The following is a 16,897-nucleotide window of genomic DNA, read 5'->3' as shown; positions in this document are numbered from 1 at the left end:
TTTAAAAAACAAGTAAACAATTTGAATACTTATAATTTTTTAAACTTTTAAATTTGTGTTATATTGATTTTGTAAGATACTTTTACTCACAAAGGAGAGAGAATATATATGAAATTAAAATCATTTATAACTGTAACTTTGGCACTGGGGATGATTGCGACGACTGGCGCTACTGTGGCAAGTAATGAGGTATCTGCAGCAGAAAAGGACAAACTACCGGCAAATCAAAAAGCTCAGGAAATGCAAAATATTCCATATACTATTGCAGTAGATGGTATCATGGCTTTCAATCAATCATACTTAAAATTACCAAAAGATAGCCAATTATCTTATTTAGATTTAGGAAATAAAGTTAAAGCATTATTATATGATGAACGTGGGGTAACACCTGAGAAGATTCAAAATGCAAAATCTGCCATTTACACGATTACTTGGAAAGATGGCAGTAAAAAAGAAGTGGATTTAAAGAAAGATAGTTACACTGCAAACTTGTTTGATTCAAATTCAATTAAACAAATTGACATTAATGTAAAAACTAAATAATCACTTAAAATTGTCACATTCAACATGTACAATTTAATTTAACAATGAATAATTATAATACAATTGCCTTAATACAAAGATTACTCGGAAAAGATATCTTTGTATTAAGGCTTTTTCTAAATTTAAAAATGATGGATTAGGGGTTATTAAACTTTATAATATACTAAAGACAAAACATGAGTGACCAAAAATAAAAGCCACCTCTATTTAGGCAGCTTTAATAATAAGTAAGACATATTTCATTTTATACTAAATAGTTATTGTGATGAATCTTTCGGCGGTTTAATTACTGCAGCAAAAATTGCTGTGAAAATCGTGAACAATACTGCCATGATAATTGGATTCACTACATTTAAGCTGTTTCCACCTACTAGGCTATTAAGTACAAAGTTAACCATTTGCATTAATAATAATGCCCAAAAGAATGTTACGAGGTGTTTCATGTCATTCTACCTCCACTTTAATTATATATATTTTATTTTAAGTGAAAGTTAGAAATTTGTATAGTAACATCTCATATATTTTAGCCACATTATACAGTTTAATAAAAGACTTTATCTGAATGGCTATTCTAAATTAAGTACAATAAAACTAATTTCATACAAAAAATTGACGATAATAAAGCATTAAAATTTTATTAATTAGTCATTATTCCTACCTCTGACTTGAGTTTAAAAACTAATCTATGTTAAATTAATACCTGGTATTAAAAATTTTATTAAGAAGGTGTTCAACTATGAACGTGGGTATTAAAGGTTTTGGTGCATATGCACCAGAAAAGATAATTGACAATGCCTATTTTGAGCAATTTTTAGATACATCTGATGAATGGATTTCTAAGATGACTGGAATTAAAGAAAGACATTGGGCAGATGACGATCAAGATACTTCAGATTTAGCATATGAAGCAAGTGTAAAAGCAATCGCAGATGCTGGTATTCAGCCCGAAGATATAGATATGATTATTGTTGCAACAGCAACTGGAGATATGCCATTTCCAACTGTCGCAAATATGTTACAAGAACGTTTAGGAACAGGTAAAGTTGCTTCTATGGATCAACTTGCGGCATGTTCTGGGTTTATGTATTCAATGATTACAGCTAAACAATATGTTCAATCTGGAGATTATCGTAATATATTAGTTGTCGGTGCAGATAAATTATCTAAAATAACAGATTTAACTGACCGTTCTACTGCAGTTCTATTTGGAGATGGTGCAGGCGCGGTTATCATTGGTGAAGTTTCAGAAGGCAGAGGTATCATAAGCTATGAGATGGGCTCTGATGGCACTGGTGGTAAACATTTATACTTAGATAAAGAAACTGGAAAATTAAAAATGAATGGTCGTGAAGTATTTAAATTTGCAGTCAGAATTATGGGTGATGCATCAACACGTGTAGTTGAAAAAGCGAACTTAACTTCAGACGATATAGATTTATTTATTCCTCATCAAGCAAATATAAGAATTATGGAATCAGCTAGAGAACGACTTGGTATTTCTAAAGATAAAATGAGTGTTTCAGTGGATAAATATGGAAATACGTCAGCAGCATCAATACCTTTAAGTATCGATCAAGAATTGAAAAATGGTAAACTTAAAGATGATGATACAATCGTCCTTGTTGGATTCGGTGGTGGCCTAACTTGGGGCGCAATGACAATAAAATGGGGAAAATAGGAGGATAACGAATGAGTGAAAATAAAAGAGTAGTTATTACTGGTATGGGAGCCCTCTCTCCAATAGGTAATGATGTTAAAACAACATGGGAGAATGCATTGAAAGGTGTTAATGGTATTGATAAAATAACACGAATCGATACAGAACCATATAGCGTGCACTTAGCAGGAGAACTTAAAAACTTTAATATTGAAGATCATATCGACAAAAAAGAAGCACGTCGTATGGATAGATTTACTCAATACGCAATTGTAGCAGCAAGAGAAGCTGTGAAAGATGCACAATTAGATATCAATGAAAATACTGCAGATCGAATCGGTGTATGGATTGGTTCAGGTATCGGTGGTATGGAAACGTTTGAAATTGCACATAAACAATTAATGGAAAAAGGTCCAAGACGTGTGAGTCCATTTTTCGTACCAATGTTAATTCCTGATATGGCAACTGGACAAGTATCAATTGACTTAGGTGCAAAAGGACCAAATGGTGCAACAGTTACAGCATGTGCAACAGGTACAAACTCTATCGGAGAAGCATTTAAAATTGTGCAACGCGGTGATGCAGATGCAATGATTACTGGTGGTACAGAAGCACCAATTACTCATATGGCAATTGCAGGCTTCAGCGCAAGTCGAGCGCTTTCTACAAATGATGACATTGAAACTGCATGTCGTCCATTCCAAGAAGGTAGAGACGGTTTTGTTATGGGTGAAGGTGCTGGTATTTTAGTAATCGAATCTTTAGATTCAGCACAAGCTAGAGGTGCCAATATTTATGCTGAGATAGTTGGCTATGGTACTACAGGTGATGCTTATCATATTACAGCGCCAGCTCCAGAAGGTGAAGGTGGTTCTAGAGCAATGCAAGCAGCTATGGATGATGCTGGTATTGAACCTAAAGATGTACAATACTTAAATGCACATGGTACAAGTACACCAGTCGGTGACTTAAATGAAGTTAAAGCCATTAAAAATACATTTGGTGAAGCAGCTAAGCATTTAAAAGTTAGCTCAACAAAATCAATGACTGGTCACTTACTTGGGGCAACAGGTGGAATTGAAGCTATCTTCTCAGCACTTTCAATTAAAGACTCTAAAGTCGCACCGACAATTCATGCGGTAACACCAGACCCAGAATGTGATTTGGATATTGTTCCAAACGAAGCGCAAGACCTTGATATTACTTATGCAATGAGTAATAGCTTAGGATTCGGTGGACATAACGCAGTATTAGTATTCAAAAAATTTGAAGCATAATTATAAAAATCTTCAGTAACGTTGTTTTAGTTACTGAAGATTTTTTCTGTTTCTTTATATTAAAATGAGCGACAGCACAATCGTTATAGTAAAATATAAAATATTTATAACTAATAAAGGTATTATCCATGTAGAAACAAAATAATGTTCTTTTTTTACCTCTTGTGGGTTGAAAAATGGATCATCAGAGATAGACTTCTTCTTTTTCGAAGATGACATTTGATACTTTAATCTTCTAAAACCATAACTTGTCGCATCAAAAATGCCTTCTTGTACAAGTAAAATCAAAAATATGCTAATAAAAATAATTAATGAAACATAAAACAATATATTTAAATATGTAATGATAGTATGGCTATTAAAAACCCATATAATAAACGTTAACATTGGGGTTATTAGCCCCATTCCAAGCCATTTTTTCAACATTTGATCACTCCCACTTATAGAACACTCTTACGCATAGTTTACATTAAAATGAGACATTGAGGAATGATTTTTTAATTTCTTCAACTTTATTGAAATTCTAAAATCAATCATTCTTCATTAGTTTAAAGCGAAAAAACATTGATATATAGTAAATATTGTATATATAATATTAATTAAGATTTCAGAAAATTTTGAAGGGAATGGAAATTTAGAAATCGGAAAATTTGTTAGAGGAGGGGAATAGATGGGGAAATATATTTTTAAGCGATTTATTTATATGCTTATTTCTTTATTTATCATTATCACAATTACGTTTTTCTTAATGAAATTAATGCCAGGTTCTCCGTTTAATGATGCAAAATTAAATGCTGAACAAAAAGAAATTTTAAATGAAAAATATGGATTAAATGATCCTGTAGCTACACAGTATTTACATTATTTAAAAAATGTGGTTACAGGCGATTTTGGTAATTCATTCCAGTATCATAATCAACCTGTGTGGGATTTGATTAAACCGAGACTACTACCTTCTTTTGAAATGGGACTTACAGCAATGTTCATCGGTGTAATACTGGGACTTATTTTAGGAGTTGCAGCAGCTACTAAACAAAATTCTTGGGTTGACTATACAACTACAGTTATTTCAGTTATTGCAGTATCTGTACCATCTTTTGTACTTGCTGTACTTTTACAATATGTATTTGCAGTTAAATTAAGATGGTTCCCAGTAGCTGGATGGGAAGGTTTTTCGACCGCGGTATTACCATCACTTGCATTATCTGCAGCTGTTTTAGCAACTGTCGCCAGATACATAAGAGCAGAGATGATAGAGGTATTAAGTTCAGACTACATTTTATTAGCGAGAGCTAAAGGTAATTCGACAATGCGTGTACTTTTTGGACATGCACTTAGAAATGCTTTAATTCCAATTATTACAATTATCGTTCCTATGTTAGCAAGTATTTTAACAGGCACTTTAACAATTGAAAATATTTTTGGAGTTCCTGGATTAGGGGATCAATTCGTACGTTCAATTACAACAAATGATTTCTCAGTAATCATGGCAATCACACTATTATTTAGCACACTGTTTATCGTTTCTATTTTTATTGTAGATATTTTGTACGGTGTGATAGATCCACGAATTCGTGTTCAAGGAGGTAAAAAATAATGGCTGAAAATAAAAATAATTTGTCGATTAATGACGATCATTCTAATGCAGTTATGACGCATACCTCTGACGCTATCGCATCATCTGATTTTATTATTAGAGAATTAGATTTGAATCAGGAACCTGAAATGCAACGAGAAAGCAAAAACTTTTGGCAAGATGCTTGGGCTCAGTTAAAACGAAATAAGTTAGCTGTTGTCGGTATGATAGGTTTAATTATCATTGTAATATTTGCTTTTATCGGTCCAGTTATAAATAAACATGATTATGCTGAACAAAATGTACAACATAGAAATCTTCCGGCAAAAATACCTGTATTAGACAAAGTTCCATTTTTACCTTTTGATGGTAAAGATGCAGATGGCAAGGATGCTTATAAAGCAGCAAATGCTAAAGAAAATTATTGGTTTGGTACTGATCAGTTGGGTCGAGATTTATGGACAAGAACATGGAAAGGTGCTCAAATTTCATTGTTTATCGGTGTTGTTGCAGCGATGTTAGATATTTTTATTGGCGTTGTATATGGTGCGATTTCAGGTTTCTTCGGTGGACGTGTCGATACGATTATGCAACGGATACTTGAAGTCATAGCATCTATTCCGAATTTAATTGTCGTAATTTTATTTGTATTAATTTTTGAACCATCCATTTGGACAATTATATTGGCTATGTCTATCACAGGCTGGTTAGGCATGAGCAGAGTTGTTCGTGGAGAATTTTTAAAATTGAAAAATCAAGAGTTTGTCATGGCTTCGAAAACATTGGGGGCTTCAAAATTCAAATTGATATTTAAGCATATTTTACCTAATACGTTAGGTGCTATCGTGGTTACATCAATGTTTACAGTACCTAGTGCTATTTTCTTCGAAGCATTTTTAAGTTTCATTGGTATAGGTGTACCCGCACCTCAAACATCGTTAGGGTCATTAGTAAACGATGGGCGCGCAATGTTATTAATTTATCCACATGAATTATTTATACCAGCAATGATTTTAAGTTTATTAATTCTATTCTTTTACTTATTTAGTGATGGATTACGTGATGCATTTGATCCGAAAATGCGTAAATAAAAGGGGGCATAGCATATGACTGAAAGAATATTAGAAGTAAATGATTTGCATGTTTCCTTTGATATTACAGCAGGGGAAGTGCAGGCAGTGAGAGGTGTAGATTTTTATTTAAACAAAGGGGAAACATTGGCAATTGTTGGTGAATCAGGTTCAGGTAAATCTGTAACAACAAAAGCAATTACAAAATTATTCCAAGGGGACACAGGAAGAATTAAAAAGGGAGAAATTTTATTTTTAGGGGAGGATTTAGCAAAAAAACCTGAAAATGACTTAATTAAATTACGTGGTAGAGATATTTCTATGATTTTCCAAGATCCAATGACATCGCTAAATCCAACAATGCAAATTGGCAAGCAAGTAATGGAACCACTCATAAAACATAAAAATTATAGTAAAGCAGAAGCAAAAAAGCGTGCATTGGAAATACTAAATCTTGTAGGTTTACCAAATGCAGAAAAACGATTTAAAGCATATCCTCATCAGTTTTCTGGTGGACAAAGGCAAAGAATTGTTATTGCAACCGCATTAGCTTGTGAACCTAAAGTGCTCATTGCTGATGAACCAACGACTGCATTAGACGTAACGATGCAGGCGCAAATTTTAGATTTAATGAAAGAACTACAACAAAAAATTGATACAGCGATTATTTTTATTACGCATGATTTAGGGGTTGTTGCTAATATCGCTGATAGAGTCGCAGTTATGTATGGCGGTCAAATGGTTGAAACAGGGGACGTTAATGAGATATTTTATGACCCTAAACATCCATACACATGGGGACTATTATCATCAATGCCTGATTTATCAACGACTAATGACACACCATTACTAGCGATTCCTGGAGCGCCACCTGATTTATTACACCCACCTAAAGGTGATGCATTTGCAAGACGTAGTCAATATGCATTAGATATTGATTTTAAAGTAGAACCACCGTGGTTTAAGGTTTCACCGACACATTTTGTGAAATCTTGGTTATTAGACGCACGTGCACCTAAAGTTGAACTACCCGAGCTGGTAAAACAACGTATGAAACCGATGCCTAATAATTATGAAAAACCACTCAAGGTAGAAAGGGTGTCGTTCAATGAAAAATGATGAAGTGCTATTATCTATTAAAAATTTAAAGCAATATTTTAACGCAGGAAAGAAAAACGAAGTGAGAGCGATTGAAAACATTTCGTTTGATATATACAAAGGGGAAACATTAGGTTTAGTAGGAGAATCGGGGTGTGGTAAATCTACAACTGGTAAATCAATTATCAAACTTAATGATATTACAAGTGGAGAAATTTTGTATGAGGGTATTGATATACAAAAGATTCGTAAACGTAAAGATTTGCTTAAATTTAATAAAAAGATACAGATGATTTTTCAAGACCCATATGCGTCTTTAAATCCTAGGTTAAAAGTAATGGATATAGTAGCTGAAGGTATAGATATCCATCATTTAGCAAGTGATAAGCGTGACCGTAAAAAACGTGTCTATGATTTACTTGAAACTGTTGGATTAAGTAAAGAACATGCCAATCGTTATCCGCATGAATTCTCAGGCGGACAACGCCAACGTATTGGAATTGCCCGTGCATTAGCCGTTGAACCAGAATTTATTATAGCAGATGAACCTATTTCAGCATTGGATGTTTCAATTCAAGCTCAAGTAGTCAATTTGTTATTAAAATTACAGCGTGAAAGAGGTATTACGTTCTTATTTATAGCGCATGATTTATCAATGGTGAAGTATATTTCAGATCGTATTGCAGTCATGCATTTTGGGAAAATTGTAGAAATCGGACCAGCAGACGATATTTATCAATGTCCATTACATGATTATACTAAGTCTTTATTGTCGGCAATTCCTCAACCAGATCCTGAATCGGAACGTAGTCGCAAACGATTTAGTTATATTGATGATGAAGCAAATAATCATTTAAGACAATTACATGAAATAAGGTCACAGCATTTTGTCTTTAGTACTGAAGAAGAAGCGGCACGACTCCGAAAAAATATGCTGGTGACACAAGATTAAGGGGAAGGGGGAAATGAAATGACAAGAAAGTTGAAAGCGCTGATTTTAATATTGGTTGCCACAATTGCATTAAGTGGTTGTGCTAATGAAGGTGGAATTTATTCAGATAAAGGTCAAGTATTCAGAAAAATTTTACCACAAGATTTAACATCCCTTGATACATCGTTAATAACGGAAGAAATGTCTTTTGAAGTGACAGCACAAACTTTTGAGGGATTATACACGTTAGGTAAAGATGACAAACCTGTGTTAGGTGTAGCGAAAGCTTTTCCGAAAAAAAGTAAAGACGGTAAAACGTTAAAAGTTAAATTAAGAGGCGATGCTAAATGGAGTAATGGTGACAAAGTTACTGCGCAAGACTTTGTTTATGCTTGGAGAAAAACAGTTAACCCTAAAACAGGTTCTGAATTTGCATACATTATGGGTGACATTAAAAATGCGAGTGATATAAATGCTGGTAAGAAACCTGTTGAACAATTAGGTATCAAAGCATTAGATGATGAAACATTACAAATTGAATTAGAAAAGCCGGTTCCGTATATTAATCAATTATTAGCACTCAATACATTTGCACCTCAAAATGAAAAAGTTGCCAATAAATATGGTGAAAATTATGGTACGGCAGCAGATAGAGCGGTATACAATGGTCCGTTTAAAGTTGACGATTGGAAACAAGAAGATAAAATATTATTATCTAAAAATCAGTATTATTGGGATAAAAAGAATGTAAAGTTAGATAAAGTGAATTATAAGGTTATCAAAGACTTACAGGCAGGTGCTTCATTGTATGATACTGAATCAGTAGATGATGCGCTCATTACTGCCGATCAAGTGAATAAGTATAAAGACAACAAAGGATTAAACTTTGTGTTAACTTCTGGGACATTTTTTGTGAAAATGAATGAGAAAGAATATCCTGATTTTAAAAATAAAGAGTTAAGACTTGCAATTGCACAAGCAATAGATAAAAAAGGTTATGTTGATTCAGTTAAAAACAATGGATCAATTCCTTCCGATACACTAACAGCCAAAGGCATTGCGAAAGCACCGAATGGTAAAGATTATGCGAGTACCATGAATTCACCGTTAAAATACAACCCTAAAGAAGCAAGAGCACATTGGGAAAAAGCTAAAAAAGAATTAGGTAAAAATGAAGTGACATTTTCTATGAACACAGAAGATACGCCAGATGCAAAAATATCTGCAGAATATATCAAATCGCAAGTTGAGAAAAATTTACCAGGTGTTACTTTAAAAATTAAGCAATTGCCATTTAAGCAAAGAGTTTCATTAGAGTTAAGTGGTAATTATCAAGCATCACTAAGTGGATGGTCAGCAGATTATCCAGATCCTATGGCTTATTTAGAAACAATGACTACAGGCAATGCACAAAATAAAACGGACTGGAGTAGTAAAGAGTATGATCAACTACTAAAAGATGCAAGAAACGAATTGGCGCTTCAACCGACAGAACGATATGAAAGCTTAAAAAAAGCAGAGGAGATATTCCTAAATGATGCACCAGTTGCACCGATTTATCAAAAAGGTACCGCACATTTAACCAACCCTCAAGTTAAAGGACTAATTTATCATAAATTTGGACCGAATAGCTCACTTAAAAATGTGTATATAGATAAATCGATAGATAAAGAAACAGGTAAGAAGAAAAAATAATATGATTTACAAATTAGGCTGGAGACATATCTCCAGTCTTTTTGTGTTGCAGAAAAACTTTGGAAATTAATGGTTGAGTATTTAATGGATAGCAATAAAAAAATATTGATATTAAATAAAAAAGATATATAATAGTGTTAATATTCTGAAAATTTAGTCGAGTGGAGTGGATAGATTACGATGATTAAATACATTTTAAAGAGAATTTTTTATATGATTATTTCATTATTTATTATTGCAACAATAACGTTTTTTCTAATGAAATTAATGCCAGGTTCACCTTTTAATGATGCCAAACTAAGTCCGAATCAAAAATTTATTTTAAATGAGAAATATGGATTGAATGCTCCTATACCAATACAATATTTAAATTATATGAAAAATGTTTTTACAGGTGATTTTGGTTATTCATTTCAATATCATAATCAACCAGTATGGGACATTATAAAGCCAAGGTTAATCCCTTCTATGGAAATGGGCATTACAGCAATGATAATAGGGCTAGCAATTGGTTTAATTCTAGGAGTTGCTTCAGCGGCGAAGCAGAATACTTGGGTAGATTATTTGGCTACAATTATATCTGTATTTGCAGTGTCTGTTCCTTCTTTCGTACTTGCCGTTTTATTACAATTTGTTTTTGCAGTTAAATTAAGATGGTTTCCTGTAGCCGGTTGGGAAGGGGTTTCTACTATTATTCTACCTTCCGTTTCGTTATCTGCAATTGTTATTGCAACGGTCACTAGATATATTCGTTCCGAACTTTTAGAGGTATTAAAAAGTGATTATATATTATTAGCTAGGGCTAAAGGTGTCTCTAATAATAGGATGTTATTTATACATGCTTTAAGAAACGCTCTTATTCCACTAGTAACAGTAATAGTACCAATGATGGCAAGTATATTGACTGGTACTTTAACTATTGAAAATATTTTTGGAGTTCCAGGGTTAGGAGATCAATTTGTACGTTCTATTGCCACAAATGATTTTCCAGTGATAATGGCTACAACTATATTATTCAGTACTTTTTTTATAGTGTCGATATTTTTAGTCGATATATTATACATAATCATTGATCCAAGAATACGCATTCAAGGAGGAAATAATTATGCCGATTAATGAAAATAATAAACAATTGACTTCATTGGATTTTGAGTTCAAAAAAGATAATCTGAACCAAGATTTTGTAAACATTAAAAGGAAAAGTTTTTGGCAAGATGCTTGGACACAATTAAGAAGAAATAGATTAGCTGTCATAGGTATGATTGGATTAATCATCATAATTTTATTTTCTTTATTTGGGCCTATAATTTCTCAACATAATAGCACTGAGCAACATGTTACTGATAGAAATTTACCTTCTAAAATACCTTTATTAGAAAAAGTTCAATTTCTGCCTTTTAATGGTAATGATGTTAATGGAAAAGATGCCTATAAAGAGAGTGGTTCAAAGGAATATTACTTATTTGGTACAGATCAATTAGGGAGAGATTTATGGACAAGGACTTGGGAAGGTGCACGGATATCTTTGTTTATTGGTGTGGTTGCTGCGGTTTTAGATGTTTTTATAGGAGTTTTATTTGGTGCTATTTCAGGGTTTTATGGAGGAAAGGTAGATACTGTAATGCAAAGACTCATTGAAATTATAGCTTCGATTCCTAATTTAATTATAGTAATTTTATTCGTATTAATTTTTGAACCATCAATATGGACGATTATATTAGCTATGTCTATAACTGGGTGGATTTCAATGAGTAGAGTAGTAAGAGGAGAATTTTTGAAATTTAAAAATTTAGAATTTGTGCAAGCATCTAAAACATTAGGTGCTTCTAATAAAAGGTTGATTTTCAAACACATATTACCTAATACAATAGGTGCAATAATTGTTACTTCAATGTTCACAGTTCCAAGTGCAATATTCTTTGAAGCATTTTTAAGTTTTATCGGTATTGGTGTTCCTGCACCACAAACATCACTTGGATCATTAGTTAATGATGGTAAGTCAATGCTGTTGATTTATCCTCATGAACTATTTATACCTGCAACAATTTTAAGCCTGTTGATTTTATTCTTCTATTTATTTAGCGATGGTTTGCGTGATGCGTTTGATCCTAAAATGCGTAAATAAGGGTGTGATTCAATGGTAAAAAAAGTATTAGAAGTTAAAAAGTTAGAAGTTTCATTTGAAGTTGAAGATGGCATAGTTAATGCAGTAAGAGGAATCGACTATTGTATTTACGAGGGTGAAGTATTGGCTATTGTAGGAGAATCAGGTTCAGGTAAATCAGTTGCAACTAAAGCAATTACTAAACTTTTCCAAGGAGAAAATGGAAAAATCACAAACGGAAAAGTGTTGTTTTATGGCGAAGACTTAGTAAAAAAGAATGAAAAAGAGTTGTCTAAGATTAGAGGGAAAGATATATCCATGATTTTTCAAGACCCAATGACATCATTAAATCCTACTATGCAAGTAGGTAAACAGATTATGGAACCATTAATGATACATAAAAATATGAAAAGAATGGATGCCAAAGTAAAAGCTATAGAAATTTTAGAATTAGTAGGTATAAAAAATGCTGAATTAAGATTTAAAGATTACCCACATCAATTTTCTGGAGGACAACGTCAAAGGATTATAATTGGTATGGCATTAGCCTGCGAGCCAAAATTATTAATTGCAGATGAGCCAACCACTGCATTAGATGTAACTATGCAATCGCAAATTATAGATTTAATGAAAAAACTACAAAAGAAAACGAATACTGCAATTATTTTTATTACTCATGATTTAGGAGTAGTTGCAAATATAGCTGACAAAGTATCGGTTATGTATTGTGGTGAAATTATAGAGACAGGAAAAGTAGAAGAATTGTTTTATTATCCAAAACATCCGTATACATGGGGACTACTTGCATCTATGCCAACATTAAAGTCTAATTCAAAGTCAAAACTGATTGCTATTCCAGGAGCACCTCCTAATTTGTTGAAGCCACCTATTGGTGACGCTTTTGCTAGAAGGAGTACATATGCTCTATACGTTGATTTTAAATATGAAGCGCCATGGTTTCAAATATCACCAACACATTTTGTCAAATCGTGGTTACTAGATAGTAGGGCCCCAAATGTTGTCCCACCTAAAATAATTAAAGATAAATTTAAAGAGCTTCCTAATAACTTTGAGAGACCGCTAAAAGTAGAAGGAGTATCATTTGATGAAAAATAATGTACTAGTTGAAGTTAAAAATTTAACCAAAATTTTTAACAAAAATAAAAGTAATGAAGTAAAAGCAATTGACGACGTAAGCATTAATATTAATAAAGGTGAGGCGCTTGGGATAGTAGGAGAATCTGGATGTGGTAAATCTACATTTGGAAAGTCCATTATTAGATTATTAGATGTACCAGAAGAAACTATATTCTTTGATGGAAAGGATATTAACACAATTACATCTAGAAGAGATAGCCTCGACTTAAACAAACGGATTCAAATGATTTTTCAAGATCCTTATGCTTCATTAAATCCTAGACTTAAAGTTATGGATATTGTAGGTGAAGGTATAGATATACATAAATTAGCGGAAAATAAGGCGGAAAGAAATGAAAAAATTTATAAATTATTAGAATTAGTGGGTCTAAATAAAGAACATGCAAATCGCTATCCACATGAATTTTCAGGTGGGCAAAGACAAAGAATTGGAATTGCAAGAGCACTATCTGTGGAACCAGATTTGATTATTGCAGATGAACCTATATCAGCTCTGGACGTATCGATACAAGCCCAAATAATAAATATCATTAAAAAATTACAAAAAGAAAGAAAGACCACACTTTTATTTATTGCACATGATTTATCAATGGTTAAATATGTTTCAGATAGAATTGCAGTCATGCACAAAGGAAAAATAGTCGAGATTGCTAGCTCTGAAATACTATATCAAAATCCATTACATAATTATACAAAATCACTAATTTCTGCAATACCTCAACCAGATCCAATGTTTGAAAGAGAAAGAGTTAGAGAAATTTACGAGGATTCATTTGATAATACTTCTGATTGCAAACTAAGGAAAATAGAAAAAGACCATTATGTATTCACAAGTATAAATCAGGCAGAACTTTTGAGACAACGACAACTTTAATGCTTTTAGAAAGGAGGAAAACTAAATCATGAAGATCTCGAAATTAAAGTATTTATTCTTATTTTTTATTTTTGTATTGATACTCTCTGGTTGTAGTAAAGAAGGTATATATTCAGATACAGGACAAGTTTTTAGGAAAGTAATACCACAAGATATGAGTACCTTAGATACAACTTTAATAACAGATGCAGTTTCAGCTGATATATCGAACCAAGTATTCGAGGGGCTTTTTACACTTGATAAAAATGATAAAGCGAAATTAGCTTTAGCAAAAGAACTGCCTAAAAAAAGTAATGGTGGCAAAACTTTAACTTTTAAATTAAGAAATGACGCTAAATGGTCTAATGGAGATCCAGTAACAGCAGCTGATTTTGTATATGCTTGGAGAAAATTAGTTAATCCAAAAACAGGTTCTGAATATGCATTTATAATGTCTGATATTGAAAATGCGGATAGTATAAGCGCTGGAAAGTTACCAGTTGAAAAGCTAGGCGTTAAAGCATTAAGTAAATATGAACTTGAAATAAAGTTGAAAAGACCTATACCATACATAAATGAATTGTTAGCTTTAAGTAATTTTTATCCACAAAATGAAAAAGTTGCTAAAAAGTTCGGAGAAAAGTACGGCTTGAAACCACAAAATACAGTTTATAATGGGCCGTTTAAAGTTGATACTTGGAGAGCGGAAGATAAGATACTTTTGTCTAAGAATAATTTCTATTGGGATAAAAAGAACGTAAAATTAGATAAAGTTAATTATAAAATATTGAAAGATAAACAAGCGGGTGCATCATTATTTGAAACAGGATCTGTTGATGATACATTAATTTTAGCCGATCAAGTCAAAAAATATGAGAGTTCTAGGGCTTTACAGAAGCGTATAACTTCAGGTAATTTTTTCATAAAATTTAACCAAAAAAAGGTCAAAGAATTTAAAAATAGAGATCTACGTATGGCAATAGCATTAGCAATAGATAAAAAGGGATATGTTGAAGCAGTTAAAAATGACGGTTCTATATACAGTGATACATTCACAGCCAAAGGTGTCGCAAAACTAGGTAATGGTGATGATTATGTGTCAAGTATAAATTCACCATTAAAGTATAATAAGAAGGAAGCACTGAAATATTGGGAAAAAGCAAAGAAAGAGCTAAATATAAAAAACTTCACATTTTCAATGAATACTGAAGACACACCAGATTCAAAAATATCAGCAGAATATATAAAGGCGCAAATAGAAAAAAATTTACCTGGTGTAAAAATGAAAATTAGACAACTACCGTTCAAACAGAGATTGAGTGAAGAATTTAAAATGACATATGAAGCTTCATTAACCGGATGGGCAGCAGATTATCCTGATCCAACAACTTATTTGTCGACAATGACAAAAGATAATCCCCAAAATAATACAGACTGGAGCAATAAAAAATATGACGATTATTTAGGAGAAATAAACGGGAAATTATTAGCGAACGTTAGTAAGAGAAATAATAGAATGAAAGAAGATGAAGAGTTATTGTTAAAGGATGTACCCCTAGCTCCAATTTATCAAAAGGGTGAGGCACATTTAACTAATCCTAAAGTAAAAGGTCTTCAGTACCATGTTGTAGGTCCAGATACAACTTTAAAATACGTGTATATAGATAAATAATAAATTGAAAAGACTAATAAAATGTGTTTAAAAATGTATATACTTTGAAAAACAGCAGTAAGATAATTTCAATTAGAAGTTATCTTACTGCTGCTTTATTCTGTATTTATGTGTTTTTTATCTCTTACGTCCTAAGCCCATAGCTTTTTCCATTTTCTTAACTGTTTTAAATGAAGCTTTGTGGGCTTTGTCTCTACCTTGATCTAAAATATCATCAAGTGTATCTGAGTTATAGAAACTTTCGTATTTTTCTTGGAATTCTACTAAAAATGCTTTTACAATCTCAGCAAGATCACCCTTGAATTTTCCATAACCTTCACCTTCGTATTTTGCTTCAATATCTTTGATAGGCATATCGGTTAATCCAGCATATATTGAAATTAAATTCGTAATACCTGGTTTATTTTCGCGATCGAATTTGATAATTCCGTCTGAATCAGTTACGGCACTTTTAATTTTTTTAGCAGCAACGTTAGGTTCGTCTAGTAATGAAATAAAGTTTTTAGTGTTGTCATCACTTTTACTCATTTTTCTTGTTGGGTCTTGTAAACTCATTACACGGCCGCCAACTTTAGGCATACGAATTTCAGGTTTAATAAGTACATCATTATAGCGACTATTAAATCTATCTACAAGATTACGAGTTAATTCTATATGCTGTTTTTGGTCGTCGCCAACTGGAACGATATTTGTATTATATAAAACAATATCAGCTGCCATTAAAGGTGGATATGTTAATAGACCAGCTGGTATACCTTCAACTGTTTTCTGAGCTTTATCTTTGTATTGAGTCATACGTTCTAATTCGCCAACAGAAGCAATCGTAGTTAACATCCATCCTGCTTGTACGTGTGCAGGGACTTCAGATTGTATGAACAATGTTGCTTTGTCTGGATCTATACCAGAAGCTAAATAAATCGCTGCTAATTGTCTAGTTTGTTTACGTAATTTTAAGCGATCTTGTGGCATTGTAATTGCATGTTGATCTACGATACAGAAATAACAATCATAGTCATTTTGTACGTCAACAAATTGTTTTAATGCACCAATATAATTTCCAATAGTAGGAATTCCACTAGGTTGAATGCCTGAAAATAATGTCTCCATTTAAATGCCTACTTTCTTAGTAATAATTTAATAATTATCATTATAACAGTATTTCTTAAAAATGTAAGATGTGTTAGAATATATGTATAACTTGCTACTAACAGAGGGATTCTTAACTTTTTATTAAGTGTAGAAACTTATCTGAAAAATTAGGTT

16 protein-coding genes are annotated in these 16,897 nt (G+C 32.4%); 13 read left to right on the top strand and 3 right to left on the bottom strand.

The window, feature by feature from the left end; all coding sequences use genetic code 11:
- Nucleotides 1–108: 108 nt before the first annotated feature.
- Nucleotides 109–543, top strand: coding sequence for an MAP domain-containing protein (locus CD116_RS03395; protein WP_047551196.1), 435 nt, complete (start codon nt 109–111; stop codon nt 541–543).
- A 257-nt stretch (nt 544–800) separates the two neighbouring features.
- Here the strand turns inward: CD116_RS03395 and CD116_RS03390 are convergent, their stop codons facing one another.
- Nucleotides 801–986 carry a YjzD family protein gene (locus tag CD116_RS03390; protein WP_047424673.1) on the bottom strand — a complete coding sequence of 62 codons (186 nt, stop codon included), beginning with the start codon at nt 984–986 and terminating at the stop codon, nt 801–803.
- Nucleotides 987–1,279: 293 nt separating this feature from the next.
- On the opposite strand from CD116_RS03390, the gene CD116_RS03385 reads away from it, so the two are divergent.
- Both CD116_RS03385 and fabF read left to right on the top strand, forming a co-directional pair.
- Complete coding sequence (locus tag CD116_RS03385) at nt 1,280–2,221, top strand: beta-ketoacyl-ACP synthase III (protein WP_047551199.1); 942 nt, start codon at nt 1,280–1,282, stop codon at nt 2,219–2,221.
- Nucleotides 2,222–2,232: 11 nt separating this feature from the next.
- Entirely contained in the window at nt 2,233–3,477 is a 1,245-nt protein-coding gene (fabF, locus tag CD116_RS03380) for a beta-ketoacyl-ACP synthase II (protein WP_047424677.1), read from the top strand.
- A gap of 54 nt (nt 3,478–3,531) precedes the next feature.
- Here the strand turns inward: fabF and CD116_RS03375 are convergent, their stop codons facing one another.
- Nucleotides 3,532–3,903: a DUF3899 domain-containing protein gene (locus CD116_RS03375; RefSeq protein ID WP_047531292.1), complete on the bottom strand. Its 372-nt coding sequence runs from the start codon at nt 3,901–3,903 to the stop codon at nt 3,532–3,534.
- 244 nt (nt 3,904–4,147) lie between these two features.
- Here CD116_RS03375 and opp3b (CD116_RS03370) point away from each other — a divergent pair, with 244 nt between their 5' ends.
- From opp3b (CD116_RS03370) to CD116_RS03325, 10 genes are all read left to right on the top strand, one after another.
- Nucleotides 4,148–5,074: an oligopeptide ABC transporter permease gene (gene opp3b, locus CD116_RS03370; RefSeq protein ID WP_000521533.1), complete on the top strand. Its 927-nt coding sequence runs from the start codon at nt 4,148–4,150 to the stop codon at nt 5,072–5,074.
- Nucleotides 5,074–6,144: an oligopeptide ABC transporter permease gene (opp3C, locus tag CD116_RS03365; RefSeq protein WP_047551202.1), complete on the top strand. Its 1,071-nt coding sequence runs from the start codon at nt 5,074–5,076 to the stop codon at nt 6,142–6,144. Before opp3b (CD116_RS03370) ends, opp3C (CD116_RS03365) begins: the two co-directional genes overlap by 1 nt.
- Nucleotides 6,145–6,159: 15 nt before the next feature.
- The gene (locus tag CD116_RS03360; RefSeq protein ID WP_047551205.1) at nt 6,160–7,242 is read left to right on the top strand and encodes an ABC transporter ATP-binding protein; all 1,083 of its coding nucleotides are present in this window, start codon (nt 6,160–6,162) and stop codon (nt 7,240–7,242) included.
- The gene (locus tag CD116_RS03355; RefSeq protein ID WP_047424684.1) at nt 7,232–8,173 is read left to right on the top strand and encodes an ABC transporter ATP-binding protein; all 942 of its coding nucleotides are present in this window, start codon (nt 7,232–7,234) and stop codon (nt 8,171–8,173) included. The genes CD116_RS03360 and CD116_RS03355 overlap by 11 nt, the downstream gene beginning before the upstream one ends.
- 18 nt (nt 8,174–8,191) lie before the next feature.
- Nucleotides 8,192–9,847, top strand: coding sequence for a peptide ABC transporter substrate-binding protein (locus tag CD116_RS03350; protein WP_047551208.1), 1,656 nt, complete (start codon nt 8,192–8,194; stop codon nt 9,845–9,847).
- Between the two features lie 180 nt (nt 9,848–10,027).
- Complete coding sequence (gene opp3b, locus CD116_RS03345; RefSeq protein WP_047551211.1) at nt 10,028–10,963, top strand: oligopeptide ABC transporter permease; 936 nt, start codon at nt 10,028–10,030, stop codon at nt 10,961–10,963.
- Complete coding sequence (gene opp3C, locus CD116_RS03340) at nt 10,953–11,972, top strand: oligopeptide ABC transporter permease (RefSeq protein ID WP_051981584.1); 1,020 nt, start codon at nt 10,953–10,955, stop codon at nt 11,970–11,972. Before opp3b (CD116_RS03345) ends, opp3C (CD116_RS03340) begins: the two co-directional genes overlap by 11 nt.
- Nucleotides 11,973–11,984: 12 nt before the next feature.
- The gene (locus CD116_RS03335; protein WP_047551214.1) at nt 11,985–13,067 is read left to right on the top strand and encodes an ABC transporter ATP-binding protein; all 1,083 of its coding nucleotides are present in this window, start codon (nt 11,985–11,987) and stop codon (nt 13,065–13,067) included.
- Nucleotides 13,054–13,983, top strand: coding sequence for an ABC transporter ATP-binding protein (locus CD116_RS03330; protein WP_269320008.1), 930 nt, complete (start codon nt 13,054–13,056; stop codon nt 13,981–13,983). The genes CD116_RS03335 and CD116_RS03330 overlap by 14 nt, the downstream gene beginning before the upstream one ends.
- 28 nt (nt 13,984–14,011) lie before the next feature.
- Complete coding sequence (locus CD116_RS03325) at nt 14,012–15,634, top strand: peptide ABC transporter substrate-binding protein (protein ID WP_047551217.1); 1,623 nt, start codon at nt 14,012–14,014, stop codon at nt 15,632–15,634.
- A 117-nt stretch (nt 15,635–15,751) separates the two neighbouring features.
- Here the strand turns inward: CD116_RS03325 and trpS are convergent, their stop codons facing one another.
- The gene (gene trpS, locus CD116_RS03320) at nt 15,752–16,741 is read right to left on the bottom strand and encodes a tryptophan--tRNA ligase (protein ID WP_047531310.1); all 990 of its coding nucleotides are present in this window, start codon (nt 16,739–16,741) and stop codon (nt 15,752–15,754) included.
- Nucleotides 16,742–16,897 lie beyond the last annotated feature (156 nt).

The organism is Staphylococcus schweitzeri (genome assembly GCF_002902405.1).
GTDB classification, from domain to species: Bacteria; Bacillota; Bacilli; order Staphylococcales; family Staphylococcaceae; genus Staphylococcus; species Staphylococcus schweitzeri.
This window is presented reverse-complemented; position numbering and strand designations above follow the sequence as displayed.